The 13,813-nt window shown below is 73.1% G+C and carries 13 protein-coding genes; 3 read left to right on the forward strand and 10 right to left on the reverse strand.

Going from position 1 to position 13,813, the window contains the following annotated elements; all coding sequences use genetic code 11:
- Nucleotides 1-76 precede the first annotated feature (76 nt).
- From K7396_RS10590 to K7396_RS10610, 5 genes are all read right to left on the reverse strand, one after another.
- Nucleotides 77-1,213 (reverse strand): cell division initiation protein, encoded by a 1,137-nt coding sequence (locus tag K7396_RS10590; protein WP_086719372.1) that lies wholly within the window; start codon nucleotides 1,211-1,213, stop codon nucleotides 77-79.
- Nucleotides 1,214-1,341: 128 nt separating this feature from the next.
- Entirely contained in the window at nucleotides 1,342-1,824 is a 483-nt protein-coding gene (gene coaD / locus K7396_RS10595) for a pantetheine-phosphate adenylyltransferase (RefSeq protein ID WP_208629133.1), read from the reverse strand.
- A gap of 26 nt (nucleotides 1,825-1,850) precedes the next feature.
- The gene (gene rsmD, locus K7396_RS10600) at nucleotides 1,851-2,450 is read right to left on the reverse strand and encodes a 16S rRNA (guanine(966)-N(2))-methyltransferase RsmD (protein WP_086719370.1); all 600 of its coding nucleotides are present in this window, start codon (nucleotides 2,448-2,450) and stop codon (nucleotides 1,851-1,853) included.
- 177 nt (nucleotides 2,451-2,627) lie between these two features.
- The gene (locus K7396_RS10605) at nucleotides 2,628-5,609 is read right to left on the reverse strand and encodes a helicase-related protein (protein ID WP_086719369.1); all 2,982 of its coding nucleotides are present in this window, start codon (nucleotides 5,607-5,609) and stop codon (nucleotides 2,628-2,630) included.
- A gap of 76 nt (nucleotides 5,610-5,685) precedes the next feature.
- Complete coding sequence (locus tag K7396_RS10610) at nucleotides 5,686-7,329, reverse strand: DAK2 domain-containing protein (RefSeq protein WP_152104868.1); 1,644 nt, start codon at nucleotides 7,327-7,329, stop codon at nucleotides 5,686-5,688.
- 232 nt (nucleotides 7,330-7,561) lie between these two features.
- On the opposite strand from K7396_RS10610, the gene rpmB reads away from it, so the two are divergent.
- Nucleotides 7,562-7,747, forward strand: a complete 186-nt coding sequence (gene rpmB, locus K7396_RS10615) for a 50S ribosomal protein L28 (RefSeq protein WP_006602870.1) — start codon at nucleotides 7,562-7,564, stop codon at nucleotides 7,745-7,747.
- Between the two features lie 144 nt (nucleotides 7,748-7,891).
- Here the strand turns inward: rpmB and thiD are convergent, their stop codons facing one another.
- Nucleotides 7,892-8,701, reverse strand: coding sequence for a bifunctional hydroxymethylpyrimidine kinase/phosphomethylpyrimidine kinase (thiD, locus tag K7396_RS10620; protein WP_152104852.1), 810 nt, complete (start codon nucleotides 8,699-8,701; stop codon nucleotides 7,892-7,894).
- A gap of 74 nt (nucleotides 8,702-8,775) precedes the next feature.
- Nucleotides 8,776-9,744: a thiamine-phosphate kinase gene (locus K7396_RS10625; RefSeq protein WP_086720456.1), complete on the reverse strand. Its 969-nt coding sequence runs from the start codon at nucleotides 9,742-9,744 to the stop codon at nucleotides 8,776-8,778.
- Between the two features lie 158 nt (nucleotides 9,745-9,902).
- Here K7396_RS10625 and K7396_RS10630 point away from each other — a divergent pair, with 158 nt between their 5' ends.
- Together K7396_RS10630 and K7396_RS10635 are read left to right on the forward strand one after the other, a co-directional pair.
- Nucleotides 9,903-10,136, forward strand: a complete 234-nt coding sequence (locus tag K7396_RS10630; RefSeq protein ID WP_086720457.1) for an Lrp/AsnC ligand binding domain-containing protein — start codon at nucleotides 9,903-9,905, stop codon at nucleotides 10,134-10,136.
- A gap of 21 nt (nucleotides 10,137-10,157) precedes the next feature.
- Nucleotides 10,158-10,634, forward strand: coding sequence for a DUF3515 domain-containing protein (locus K7396_RS10635; protein ID WP_223659856.1), 477 nt, complete (start codon nucleotides 10,158-10,160; stop codon nucleotides 10,632-10,634).
- Between the two features lie 29 nt (nucleotides 10,635-10,663).
- Here K7396_RS10635 and K7396_RS10640 read toward each other — a convergent pair whose 3' ends face one another.
- The 3 genes from K7396_RS10640 to K7396_RS10650 form a co-directional block, all read right to left on the reverse strand.
- Complete coding sequence (locus K7396_RS10640; RefSeq protein ID WP_086720459.1) at nucleotides 10,664-11,800, reverse strand: D-alanine--D-alanine ligase family protein; 1,137 nt, start codon at nucleotides 11,798-11,800, stop codon at nucleotides 10,664-10,666.
- 140 nt (nucleotides 11,801-11,940) lie between these two features.
- The gene (locus K7396_RS10645; RefSeq protein ID WP_086720460.1) at nucleotides 11,941-12,942 is read right to left on the reverse strand and encodes an NAD(P)H-dependent glycerol-3-phosphate dehydrogenase; all 1,002 of its coding nucleotides are present in this window, start codon (nucleotides 12,940-12,942) and stop codon (nucleotides 11,941-11,943) included.
- Nucleotides 12,939-13,805 carry a lysophospholipid acyltransferase family protein gene (locus K7396_RS10650; protein WP_086720461.1) on the reverse strand — a complete coding sequence of 289 codons (867 nt, stop codon included), beginning with the start codon at nucleotides 13,803-13,805 and terminating at the stop codon, nucleotides 12,939-12,941. Before K7396_RS10650 ends, K7396_RS10645 begins: the two co-directional genes overlap by 4 nt.
- Nucleotides 13,806-13,813 lie beyond the last annotated feature (8 nt).

The raw sequence follows: 13,813 nt of genomic DNA on the forward strand, positions 1-13,813 counted from the left end.
GAAGAGCCAGGATACTGGACGGGCCCCGATAGGCCCAATCCGCTCCCGGTCCCGCCCCGGCCGCGGGCGGGGGCGCCTACTGACGCCCCTCCTCGTACGCCCGGAGCTGGTCCAGGTCGATCATGCTGGTGTCGAAGAGGCTGGTCTCGTCCAGAGCGCCGGGCTGCGCGGGGTGGCCGTGCGGAGGCTGCTGGGGCGGCTGGGGCACCTGCTGCTGGAGATAGGCGTTGGGGTCGTAGCCCTGCTGCTGGGCCTGCTGCTGCCAGTCGTAGCCGTACGGGTCCTGGTGCTGGGCGTACGGGGCCTCCTGCGGCTGCTGGTAGCCGTAGGCGTCCTGCTGCGGGTAGAGGGCCGGATCGGTGTAGTAGCCCTGCTGCTGGAGCTGGGGCTGGAGGGGCTGCTGCTCCTGGGGCTGCGCCTGGGGCATGGGGGGTGCCTGCGGCATCGGGGGTGCCTGGGGCGGCTGCTGCTCCTGGTCGGCGCCGATGCCCGCCAGGCCGGCGAGGTAGTCGGCGTCGGCCTGGTGCCCGGACCGCGGATCGCCCTGCGCGGCCAGGTGGAGGGCCAGCTCGTCGATCGCCTGGGCCCCCTGGAGCTTGTCGCGGCCCCGGCCGACCGCCTCCAGGGTCTTGGTCAGCACGGCCTGGAACGCCCCGAACTTGGCGTCCACGTACGCGTCGGCCCGCTGCCGGAGGGTCTCCGGGTCGGCGCTGCGCTCGGGGGCCTGGGTGCCGTCCTCGTCCGGGAAGCCCTGCCCCTCGGACGCCGGGTCGCGGCCGAGCAGCTTCTCGCGGCCGCGGTCGACGGAGCCGATGGTCTTGGTGAGTACGACCTCGAAGTTGGCGAGCTTGCTGTCGACGTAGTCGTCGGCCTCGGCGCGGATCTCCTCGGCCTCCCGGCGGGCCTCCGTGAGGATCCGGTCCGCCTCGTCCTGGGACTGCCGGGCGACCTCGGTGTCGGAGATCAGCGACCCGCGCTGGGCGTGCGCGGTCTCGATGATCCGCTCCGCCTCGGCCCGCGCCTCCTCCACCATCTGCTCCCGCCCGCCGAGCAGCTCCTGCGCCTGGGCGAGCGAGCCCGGGAGCGCCGCCCGCACCTCCTCCAGCATGGCGAGCAGCTCGGCGCGGTTGACCACGCACGATGCCGACATGGGCATGGACCGGGCACCGCCGACGGTCGCGACGATGTCGTCGAGCTTCTTCTGCACGTCCACTTTGGACTCGCCACTCTCTGAAGGGTTGGAACGACGGAACGGGACGACTGTACGTCCACGGCCCCTTTGCCCGACACCAACTGACGCCCCATCAGCCGGGCTTCACCGGGGCGGTGCGTCCTGCGGCGTCAGTCCTTCTTCCGCAGGCGCTCGGTGAGGGCCTCCAGGACGAACGACGGCACCAGGTGGGAGACGTCGCCGCCCCATGCGGCGACCTCCTTGACGAGGCTGGAGGAGAGGAAGCTGTAGGTGGGGTTGGTGGGGACGAAGAGGGTCTCCACCCCGGACAGGCCGTTGTTCATCTGGGCCATCTGCAGCTCGTAGTCGAAGTCGCTGACGGCGCGCAGCCCCTTGACGATCGCGGGGATGTCGCGCTGCTTGCAGAAGTCGACGAGCAGGCCGTGGAAGGACTCGACCTCCACGTTGCCGAACTCGGCGGTGGCCCGGCGGATCAGCTCGATCCGCTCGTCGACCGTGAACAGCCCCTGCTTGGACTGGTTGATCATCACGGCGACATGAACGACGTCGTACAGCTTGGAGGCACGGGCGATGATGTCCAGGTGCCCGTTGGTGATGGGGTCGAACGACCCCGGACAGACGGCGCGGCGCAACTCGGGTTCCTCGCTCTCCGATCCGGTCATGACACGCTTGCTGACGTCGATTCGGCGGACGTCGAAGCGGCGCGACCGTACCAAAGCGTCCCCTCGCCGTAACGACGGGACTTGATCGCTGCGAAGCCGTCCGGCCAGGGGAACGCGCCGCCTCGGGTACTGCGTTCCACGGTGACGAGTGCGTCGTCGGCAAGCCACCCCTGACCACGGAGTGTGAGCAGGATCTCGCGGAGTTCGGCGTCGGTGACCGCGTAGGGCGGGTCCAGGAAGACGATGTCGTAGGGCTCGCCCGGGGCCGCCGCCGCAGCGGTCTGCTCGGCCTTGCCGGCCCGGACCTCGACGCCCGGGAGGCCGACCGCGCGGACGTTGTCCCGGATGGTGCGCACGGCGCGGGCATCGGCCTCGACCAGCAGGACGTGCGCGGCGCCGCGGGAGAGCGCCTCCAGGCCGACCGCGCCGGAGCCGCCGTACAGATCGAGCACCCGGGCGCCGCCCAGCGGCCCGTCGAGGGCCTCCCAGGTGGAGAACATGCCCTCGCGCGCACGGTCGGAGGTCGGGCGGGTGCCGTTTCCCGGCGGTACGGCAAGGCGGCGGCCGCCGGCCGTGCCGGCGATCACGCGGGTCATGGGCCCGTCCTTACGTTGTGCGTGGTCGGTGGAGGGAGCCGGGCGGGCTCCGCTCCCCCACGATATTCCGTCGGCCGGGGCCCGGCGCCCGGCCGGGGCTCCCCCGCGGCGCGCACGGCGGTGATCGATCTCACGCGGGGGCGGGCCGTGCCGGGCGGCGCGGGCCGCGCAGCGCGCTCATCCCTTGTCCAGATACTGCTCCCGCTCGTCGTCCAGCAGCGCGGACAGGGCGGTTCGCAGCTCCGGGTATCCGGTCAGCTCCGGATCGGCGGTGACCAGCGCGGTGGCCTCCTCTCGGGCGGACGCGATCACCTCCTCGTCGTCGATGACCGCGAGCATCCGCAGCGACGAGCGGACGCCGGACTGCGCCTGGCCCAGGACATCGCCCTCGCGCCGCTGCTCCAGGTCGATACGGGAGAGTTCGAAGCCGTCGAGGGTGCCGGCCACGGCGGCGAGCCGGGCGCGGGCCGGGCTGGCCTCGGGCATCTCGCTGACCAGCAGGCACAGGCCGGGTGCGGCGCCACGGCCGACCCGGCCGCGGAGCTGGTGCAGCTGGGAGACGCCGAAGCGGTCCGCATCCATGATCACCATGGCGGTGGCGTTCGGGACGTTCACCCCGACCTCGATGACGGTCGTGGCCACCAGGACGTCCAGCTCGCCGGCGGCGAACCGGCGCATCACGTCGTCCTTGTCGTCCGGCGCCATCCGGCCGTGCAGCACCGCCACCCGCAGCCCGGCGAGCGGCCCCTCGGCGAGCTGTCCGGCGATGTCGAGCACCGCGAGCGGGGGCCGCTTCTCCTCCGCGTCCTCCGGTGAACCCTCCGTGTCCGCGCCGCCCTTGGCGCCGGCCGTCTTCTTCGCTCCCTTGGGGGTGTCCTCCTCGTCGCCGATCCGGGGGCACACCACATAGCCCTGGTGGCCGGCCGCCACCTCCTCGCGGACCCGTTCCCAGGCGCGGGCGAGGAAGTGCGGCTTGTCCTTGGCGGGCACCACGTGGGTGGCGATCGGCGAGCGCCCGGCGGGGAGTTGGTCCAGGACGGAGGTCTCCAGATCGCCGAAGACGGTCATGGCGACCGTGCGCGGAATGGGGGTCGCCGTCATCACCAGGAGGTGCGGCGTCTGCTTCTCCCGCTGGGAGTGCCCCTTGCCCCGCAGCGCGTCGCGCTGCTCGACGCCGAAGCGGTGCTGTTCGTCGACGACGACCAGGCCCAGGTCGTGGAACTGCACCTTGTCCTCGATCAGGGCGTGGGTGCCGACGGCGATCCCGGCCTCGCCGGTGACCAGGTCGAGCAGCGCCTGCCGGCGGGCGGCGGCGCCCATGGAGCCGGTCAGCAGCACCACCTTGGTGCCCTGTTCCGCGCCGCCGAGCATCCCGCCCTCGGCCAGCTCCCCCATCATCTCGGTGATCGAGCGGTGGTGCTGCTGGGCCAGGACCTCGGTCGGCGCCAGCATCACGGCCTGGCCGCCGCTGTCGACCACGCCGAGCATGGCGCGCAGCGCGACCATGGTGTTGTGGGTGACGGTGAAGTGGTCGGTCACATAGGCGTGGCCGGGGTGCCGGACGCTGATGCACTGGACGGGCTTGCGGCCGGCGTGCTCGATGGCCCGGATCGTGCGCCGGAGGCCGGCGCCGCCCTCCTCCGGCAACGCCACCTCCACGTCGTAGGTCCCCTCCCCCGCGGGGCTCAGCCGGGCCCGGCCGCCCAGCGAGCGCGCCAGCCACGCCAGGTCGTCGGCGAGCGGGCGGTGCGCGGCGGGGAACACGCCGGCCCCCGCGGGCCCGCCCCCGGCGTCCAGCAGGCCCCGCAGCACGGCCAGCCGGTCCTTGCGCGGCGCGTTGCGGCAGGCGTCCGGCACCCGGGCCGCCGGGTCGCGGTCCGCGGCCAGCCCCCGGCCCACCGGATAGGGGTCGAGCGGCCGCTCCCCGCCGTCGTCGAGGTCCACCGGCACGGCGGCCGCGATGGACCACCGGGGGCGGCCGTCGGGGGCGTGGAGGTCCCGGCGCAGCTCGCGGGTGGTCAGCACCCGCTCCTCGGCGCCGCCGTCCCCGACGATCCACAGGTGCTCGTCGTCGCACTCGACGGCGCTGCCGTCCGAGAGCACCAGCCGCCACACCTCGCGCTCGCCCTGCGGGAAGACGCCGTCCACCACGGCGAGCTCGCCGCTGGGCACCACCACTTCGGTGCCGACGGCCATCTCCCCCATGGGGCGAAAGCCGCGCGGCGTCAGCACCAGCGCGTCCAGCGGCTGGGCCTTGCCGGAGCCGACCTCGCCCTGGAGGAGGCGGTGCATGGGGTGTTCCGTCGCCAGGTCGTCGAAGATCTCCCGGCTCACCTTCTGCTGGCCGCCGGTGAGCGTGAAGGGCAGTTTCGCGTCGAAGGCGTCGAGGATGCCGCCGGTGACCGGGGTCCTTGCCACGGCGGGGAGTTGGGTCTCGGCCAGGCGGCGCCGGGCCAGCGCGACCTGCAGGACGAACGCCTCGTCCCACTTGAGCCGGTCCCGGGCGGCGGCGATGTCCGCCTTGCTCGCCGGGCGGTGGATCCTGAGCAGCGCTTCCGGGAGCGGGACCAGGTCCCGGCCGTCCCGGAGCGCCTCGGGCAGCGGGTCGACGGCGTCCTGCGCGCGGGGCAGCACCGCGTCGACCGCCTTGGCGATCTTCCAGGACGCCATCTGCTGGCAGGCCGGGTAGATCGGCAGGAGCTGGCCGGCGAAGGCGCTGACCGCCTCGGCGCCGTTTCCCGCGTCGCCGTCGAGGAGCTCGTAATCGGGGTGGGCAAGCTGGAGTTTGCGGTTGAAGACGGACACCTTGCCGGCGAACATCGCCCGGCGGCCGGGCAGCAGGTCCTTGTGCGGCTTGTGGATGCCCTTGCCGAAGAAGACCAGCCGGAGCCGGCCGCTGCCGTCGGTGAGCGTCACTTCGAGGCGCTGGCCCCGGCCGCCGTTGAACTTCAGCACCCGGGCGTCGGCGACCTGGGCGACGACCGTGACGTGTTCGTCCAGCGGGAGGTCGGCGAGCCGGGTGAGTTCGCCGCGTTCGGCGTAGCGGCGCGGGTAGTGGTGCAAGAGGTCGCCGACCGTGTGCAGGCCGAGGTGTTCGGCCAGTACCTTCGCGGTGCTGCCACCGAGGATCTTCTTCAGGGGTTCGTCGAGCGCTGCCACGTCTCTATTGCACACCACGCCTGTGACAATCCCGCTCCGCTCGCCGCTCCGGCGCGCTCACCGCGGGTCCGCTCGCTCACTCCACGCCGATGAGCAGCGGCGCGGCATGCCGGCCGCCGTCGTACACGACGGTGTCCACGGCGAGATGGCGCTCGCGGACGTACTCCTCCAGCCGGTCGGCGAGGCCGTCGGGCGCCTGCGCGCCGAGCACCAGGGTCACCATCTCCCCGCCCGCGGACAGCATCCGGTCGAGGACGGTCATCGCGGTGCCGGTGAGGTCGGAGCCGATCACCGCGACATCGCCGTCGATCAGGCCGAGGACGTCACCGGCCTGGCAGACGCCCGCCATCGTCCACGACTGCCGCTCGGCGAGGGCCAGCTCGGCGTACCGGGTGGCGCCCGCGGCCGCGGTCATCGCGACCACGTCCTCGTCGAAACTGCGGCCCGGTTCGTGCACGGCCAGCGCCGCGAGGCCCTGGACGGCGGAGCGGGTGGGGATGAGCGCGACCCGCACGCCCTCGGTGCGGGCCTCCTCCGCGGCGGCCGCCGCGGTGTGCCGCAGGTCGGGGTCGTTCGCCAGCAGCATCACCTCACGGGCGTGCGCCTGCCGGATCGCCTGCACGAGTTCGCCGCTGGCGGGCGGCTCCCCCGGGCTCATCGGTACGGGGGTCGCGCCGGCCTGCGCGCACAGCTCGGCGAGCCCGGCGCCCGGCACCACCGCGACCACGGCCCGCGCCGTCATCGCCGGCTCCTTGGCGCGGGCGCCGCCGAAGTGCGTGATCCGGATCCGGTACGGGCGGCCCGCCTCGATCCCGGCCTCCACGGCGGCGCCGGCGTCGTCGACATGGACGTGGACGTTCCACAGGCCGTCCCCGCCGACCACGACCAGGGAGTCGCCGAGCCCGTCGAGCCGTTCCCGTAGGTGCGGCACCGCGGTGTCGTCGGCCTCCAGCAGGTAGATCACCTCGAAGGCGGGCCCGTCCGGGTCCCGGCCGCCGGCCGCCGCCACCGGTCCCGCGTCCGCGCAGCCGGCCGCCTCGGGCAGCGGGGCGTCGGCCCGTATCGCGACCGGCGCCGCCGAGACCTCCCCGGACAGCACATCGGCGAGCGCCCCCAGCAGCGCGACGAGCCCGCAGCCGCCGGCGTCCACGACACCGGCCCGGCCCAGGACCGCGAGCTGCCCGGGGGTCTCCCTCAGGGCGTCGCGGGCGCCTTCGTGGGCGGCGCGGGCGACCCCGGCGGCATCGGTGTCCTCGCCCGCGGCGCGCTCCGCGGCCTCCGCCGCCGCGGTCGCCACCGTCAGGACGGTGCCCTCCACGGGGTGGGCGACGGCCTCGTAGGTGGACGCGGCGGCCCGGCGCAGGGCCTGCCGCAGTGCGTCGGCGGAGCCGTCGGCGGCGGCCAGCACCTCGGTCATCCCGCGCAGCAGCTGCGCCACGATCGTCCCGGAGTTGCCGCGCGCCCCGATGAGGGCGCCGTGCGCCATGGCACCGATGGCATCGGCGAGACACGGCGCGGTGCCCGCCTCGGCGTGCCCGTCGAAGGCGGCCTCGACGGCGCGGGCGGCCGATTCGACGGTCAGGTAGAGGTTGGTGCCGGTGTCCCCGTCGGCCACGGGATAGACGTTGATCGCGTCGATCCGCTCACGTTCCCGGCCGAGCGCCTCCAGGGCCAGCCCGCACCAGGAGCGGACCGCGGCGGCGTCGAGCGGGTGGGGCACGTCGTCCTCCTGGGTCACGGGATGCACCGCACAGTAGTCGCGCCGCGGGGGCGGGGCCGGGGCGGGGGCCCGGGGCTGCGTGGTAGTTTCGTTCTACGGGAGCGGTCGTTGTATGCTGCTCCGGTTGCCCGATGAGAATCGGGCCATTCCTCTCCTGACGGTGCCGGTCGGGCAATGCACTCGGCTCGTTGGGATTTCACCGTAAGTGCATCTGAAGTCTTTGGAGTGACCCGTGGCTGCCAACTGCGACGTCTGCGGCAAGGGGCCGGGCTTCGGCAAGAGTGTCTCGCACTCGCATCGCCGCACCAACCGTCGTTGGAACCCCAACATCCAGACGGTGCGTGCAGTGATCGGGCGCACGCCGAAGAAGCTGAACGCCTGCACCTCGTGCATCAAGGCCGGCAAGGTCTCGCGCTGACGCCCTAGCCGTAGCGCAGCCCAGCCGGTTGCTCGAAAGCCGGTCCGCCTCCGTGGCGGACCGGCTTTTGCCTTTTCCGGGCACCGTTCCCGAGGGCGCCGGACGCCCCTGCCCCTGTGCCCGGGACGTCCGCGCCGCGTGCGGTCAGGGCGTGCCGCGCCGGCGCCAGCCGTGGTCCACGGGGCCGATGCCCGCGCCCAGCCGGAAACCGGCCGCGAGCGCCCCGGTGACGTACTCCTTCGCCGCCGCGGCGGCCTGCGGGACGGTGTCCCCCTTGGCGAGTCGCGCGGCGAGCGCGCTGGCGAGGGTGCAGCCGGTGCCGTGGGTGTGCCGGTTGTCGTGGCGGGGGCCGCGCAGCCAGTGCTCCTCGGTGCCGTCGGTGAGCAGATCGACTGCGCCCTCGGCGTGCCCGGCCGCCAGATGGCCGCCCTTGATGAGCGCCCAGCGCGGGCCGAACTCCAGGATCGCGGCGGCGGCGCGCCGCATATCGGCCTCCTCCTCGACGCGGACGCCGGTCAGCTGGGCGACCTCGTCCAGGTTGGGGGTGGCGACGGTGGCCGTCGCCAGCAGCGCGCCGCGGACCGCGTCCAGGGCGGTGGGGGCGAGGAGCGCGTCGCCGTGCTTGGAGACGCCCACGGGGTCGACGACGACCGGCGCCCGCACTCCGGCGAGCAGTTCGGCGACGGTCTCGACGAGTACGGCCGAGGAGAGCATCCCGGTCTTCACCGCGTCCACGCCGATGTCGTCGACGACGCTGCGGAACTGGGCCCGTACGGCCTCGGCCGGCAGCTCCCACGCGCCCTGTACGCCCAGGGAGTTCTGGGCGGTGACGGCGGTGACGACGCTCATGCCGTGGGTGCCGAGCGCCAGCATCGTCTTCAGGTCGGCCTGGATGCCCGCGCCGCCGCCGGAGTCGGACCCGGCGACGGTCAGGACGCGTGGAGGTGTGTGCATACCGCCGAATCTACTCGGCGGCAGCGCGGGCTCCCGCGGCGCCCGTACCGGCGCCGTCCCTGGTGCGCGCCGGGCTATTCGGCGTCCCCGTTGTCGCCGAAGTGGTCCCAGCCGGCCTTCACCCAGGGGGCGCCGTCCACCGTCACCTGGGGCAGCGCGGAGGGGTGGAGCACCTCTCCGATGACCTTCCAGCGGGCGGGCAGCTTCACGTCGGGCGGGAAGGTCGCGACGATCGCGTGGTCCTCGCCCCCGTTGAGCACCCACTGCATCGGGTCCACGCCCACGGCCGTGCCGATGTCGGACATCTGCGAGGGGATGTCGATCCCGGCGGAGCGCAGGTCGATCCGGACCTTGCTGGCCTCGGCGATGTGCCCGAGATCGGCGACCAGTCCGTCGCTGACGTCGGTCATGGCGGTGGCGCCGAGCCCGGCGGCCGCGGGGCCCGCGTGGTAGGGCGGTTCGGGGCGGCGGTGGGCCTCCACGAAGGCGCGCGGGGAGCGGAAGCCGCGGGAGAGGACGGCGTGTCCGGCGGCGGACCAGCCGAGCCAGCCGGTCACCGCGACCACGTCGCCGGGCTGGGCGCCGGCCCGGGTGACCGGTTCCTGGTTGCGCAGGTCGCCGAGCGCGGTGATGGAGACGGTGATGGTGTCGCCGCGCACCACGTCGCCGCCGACGACCGCGGCGCCGGCCACCTGGCACTCGTCGCGCAGCCCGTCCATCAGCTCGGTCGGCCAGGTCGCGGGCAGCTCGGCGGGCACGACCAGTCCGAGCAGGATCGCCGTGGGCACCGCGCCCATCGCCGCGATGTCGGCGAGGTTCTGGGCGGCGGCCTTGCGGCCGACGTCGTAGGCGGTGGACCAGTCGCGCCTGAAGTGCCGGCCCTCCAGGAGGATGTCGGTGCTGGCGACCACCCTCCGGTCCGGCGCGGTGACCACCGCGGCGTCGTCACCCGGCCCGATCCGTACGGCCGGAGTGGTGGTGAGCCGGGAGGTGAGCTCCCTGATCAGCCCGAACTCCCCCAGCTCGCCCACGGTGCCCTTCATGCTGTTGCCCTTCCCATGTGTACGGACGGTCCGTACGTGGCTGACGACTGTGCCGCACTCGCCGTGTTCACCGCGCGGGTCTCCCCGCTCCGCTCGGTGACGCGGTACCGTGGCGTCCCTTCTTCCCACATGATCCTCGTAGCCGCCCTGGAGGTTCCGTGGTACAGGCCTACATCCTGATCCAGACCGAGGTCGGCAAGGCCTCGGCGGTGGCCGAGGTGATCTCCACGCTCCGCGGTGTGCTGCAGGCCGAGGACGTGACCGGTCCCTATGACGTCATCGTGCGCGCACAGGCGGACACGGTCGACGAGCTGGGCCGCATGGTGGTCGCCAAGGTCCAGCAAGTGGAAGGCATCACGCGCACCCTCACCTGCCCGGTCGTCCATCTCTAGCACCCCCGTATCCTCGGCCGGGTGATCCCTACACGCCGCCGGTACCTGGTCCTCCCGGTGCTCACCGTGCTGTTCGCCGCGGTGGGCTGCTCCTCCGAAGACGTGGCCGTGCCCTCCCCCGAGGGCGACGCGGCGCGGTACTGCAGGGAGCTCCACGAGAAGCTGCCGCGGACCGTGGACGGGCTGGGGCGGGGTACCCCCGAGCCCGTCTCCGACTTCACTGCCATATGGGGCGATCCTGCCGTGAAACTGCGCTGCGGGGTGCCGAAGCCCGACGTCCTGACGTACGGGAGTGAACATTACAACCCCCGTGCCGACGCGGCGGAAGTCAACGGGGTCGAGTGGCTCTTCGAGAAGCAGCGGGACGGCTATCGCTTCACGACGGTGCTGCGGAAGACCTACGTCGAGGTGACCGTTCCCGGGAAGTACGCCCCCGAGGTCGATGTGCTCACCGATCTCGGGAGCGCCGTGCGCACGACGGTGCCCGCCGGGGTCTAGTCCGGGCGGGCACCGTCGGGCGCGGTGGCTCAGCGCAGTCCCGTGGAGCGCCGCAGCGCGGCCTGCAGGAGCCGGTCGATCAGCTCCGGGTAGCTCACACCGCTCTCCTGCCACATCCGCGGGTACATCGAGATGGGCGTGAAGCCGGGGAGCGTGTTGATCTCGTTGATCACGAACTCGCCGTTGTCCTGCAGGAAGAAGTCCGCGCGCACCAGGCCCTCGCAGGACGCCGCCTCGAAGGCCGCGACGGCCAGCTCCTGGACCGCGGCGGTCTGCTCGGCGGTCAGCGGCGCGGGCACGATCCCGTCGGCCGAGTCGATGTACTTGGCCTCGAAGTCGTAGAAGTCGTGCGCGGTGACCGGCGGGATCTCGGCCGGGACGCTGGCCCGCGGGCCGTCCTCGAACTCCAGCACCCCGCACTCGATCTCGCGGCCGCGCAGCAGCGACTCGACGAGGATCTTGGGGTCGTGCCGGCGGGCCTCCTCGATCGCCTCGTCCAGGCCGCCGAGGTCGTCGACCTTGGTGATGCCCATGGACGAGCCGGCCCGGGCGGGCTTCACGAAGAGCGGCCAGCCGTGCTCGCCGGCGAAGTCCACGATCTTCCTGCGGGCGGCCGCGGGATCCTTTTCCCACTCACGGGGGCGGATGACCTCGTACGGGCCGACCGGCAGCCCGAAGGAGGTGAACACCCGCTTCATGTAGTCCTTGTCCTGGCCGACGGCGGAGGCGAGGACGCCCGAGCCGACGTAGGGCACCCCGGAGAGCTCCAGCAGCCCCTGCAGGGTGCCGTCCTCGCCGTAAGGGCCGTGCAGGACGGGGAAGACCACGTCGACCTCGCCCAGCGCCTTGGGGACCGAGCCCGGTTCGCTGTAGACGACCTCGCGGTTGGTGGGGTCGACGGAGAGCACCACACCGCCCTCGGTGGACTCGGCGAGCGCGGCCACGGTGGGCAGCTGCCGGCCCGCGATGGCCATCCGCTCGGGGTCGTCGGCGGTCAGCGCCCAGCGGCCGTCGGTGGTGATGCCGATGGGCAGCACGTCGTACTTCTCGCGGTCGATGGCGCGCAGCACGGCGCCGGCCGTGACCACGGAGATCGCGTGCTCGGAGCTGCGGCCGCCGAACACGACGGCGACGCGGGGCTTGTGTGGGGAGGTCTCGCTGCTCATATCGGCTTGAGGGTACCTGCTGACCGGCGCGGAGTCAGTGCTGCGGCGGCCGTTGGTGGCGTCGTGCCGGTGCCCGCCCCGCCGGCCGGGCCACCGCGCCCGGGACGGAACGGGACCCGGCGGACGATTCGGCTCCGCTTTCAGTGCCGCTCGGACTTGGCGGTCCGCGACATCAGCTCCTTGAGGGCGGTCATCGGCTGCTTGCCCTCGTGGACGATCTCCACGACCGTCTCGGTGAGCGGCATGTCGACACCGTGCCTGCGGGCCAGATCCAGTACGGATTCGCAGGACTTGACGCCCTCGGCGGTCTGCTTGGTGACCGCGATGGTCTCCTCCAGCGTCATGCCGCGGCCGAGGTTGGTGCCGAAGGTGTTGTTGCGCGACAGCGGCGAGGAGCAGGTGGCGACGAGGTCGCCCATGCCGGCCAGCCCGGCGAAGGTGTGCGCGTCGGCGCCCATGGCGAGGCCGAGCCGGGTGGTCTCGGCCAGGCCGCGGGTGATCAGGGACGCCTTGGCGTTGTCGCCCAGGCCCATGCCGGTGGCGATGCCGACGGCGAGCGCGATGACGTTCTTGACGGCGCCGCCCAGTTCGCAGCCGACCACGTCGGTGTTGGTGTAGGGCCGGAAGTACGGGGTGTGGCAGGCCGCCTGGAAGCGCCGGGCGACCTCCTCGTCCGCGCAGGCGACGACGGCCGCGGCGGGCTGGCGGGCGGCGATCTCCTTGGCGAGGTTGGGGCCAGTCAGCACCGCGACGCGCTCCGCCGGCACCTTCGCGACCTCCTCGATGACCTCGCTCATGCGCTTGGCCGTGCCCAGTTCGACGCCCTTCATCAGGGAGACCAGAACCGTTTCGGCGGGCAGCAGGGGCGCCCATTCGGCGAGGTTGGCGCGCAGCGTCTGGGCGGGCACGGCCAGCACCGCGAATTCCGCGCCGCGCGCCGCTTCCGCGGGGTCGGTGGTGGCCCGCACCGACGCGGGCAGCTCGACCCCCGGCAGGTAGTCGGGGTTCGTACGGCCGTTGTTGACCGCGTCGACCAGGGCCGCGCGGCGCCCCCACAGGGTCACCTCGCATCCCGCGTCGGCGAGCACCATCGCGAAGGCGGTGCCCCAGGACCCCGTGCCGTAGACGGCGCAGCGCGTCACTTGCTTTCATCCTCCTGTGCCTGCTGGGTGCTTCGGGCCTGCTGCGGGCCGACGGCCGGTTCCGGGGCGGCGGCGCGCTCGGCGGGAGCCGTCGCCCCCGCGGCGCCCTGGGCCGCCCTGGCGGCTTCGCGGGCCGCGCGGCGCTCCCGGGCGACGGCCTTGCGCCAGTCGTAGGGTTCGGCCGGCGCGGGCTCGCCGCGCAGGCCGGCCAGCTGCTCGGTGACCGCGGCCATGATCACGTCGGTGACCGCGCGCAGCACCTCGGCGGTCGGCTCCTGGCCGTGGAACGCGCTCAGGTCGACCGGCGGGCCCGCCTTCACCCGCAGCGTCTTGCGCGGGAAGAGCCGGAGCTTCTTCTCCTTCGCGTACGGCGGCATCGCGTCGTTGGCGCCCCACTGGGCGACGGGGATGACCGGCGCCTTGGTCAGCAGCGCCACCCGGGCGGCGCCGGTCTTGCCCTGCATGGGCCACAGGTCGGGGTCGCGGGTGAGGGTGCCCTCGGGGTAGAAGGCGACGCATTCGCCCTTGTCGATGGCGCTGACGGCGGCGCGGAACGCGTTGGCGGCGTCGGTGGTTTCCCGGTACACGGGGATCTGCCCGGTGCCGCGCATCATCAGGCCGACAAAGCCGCTCTTGAAGAGGCCGGCCTTGGCGAGGAATCGGGGGACCCGCCCGGTGTTGTACTGATAGTGCGCATAGGAGAGCGGATCAAGATACGAGTTGTGGTTGACCGCGGTGATAAATCCGCCGTCGGCCGGAATGTGCTCCATTCCCTGCCAGTCCCGCCTGAACAGAACCAAGAGCGGCGGTTTGCAGATGACCGCGGCCAAGCGGTACCAGAAGCCGATTCTGCGGCGGGACACTGGGACAC

It is taken from the genome of Streptomyces angustmyceticus (assembly GCF_019933235.1).
In the GTDB taxonomy this organism is placed as follows: domain Bacteria; phylum Actinomycetota; class Actinomycetes; order Streptomycetales; family Streptomycetaceae; genus Streptomyces; species Streptomyces angustmyceticus.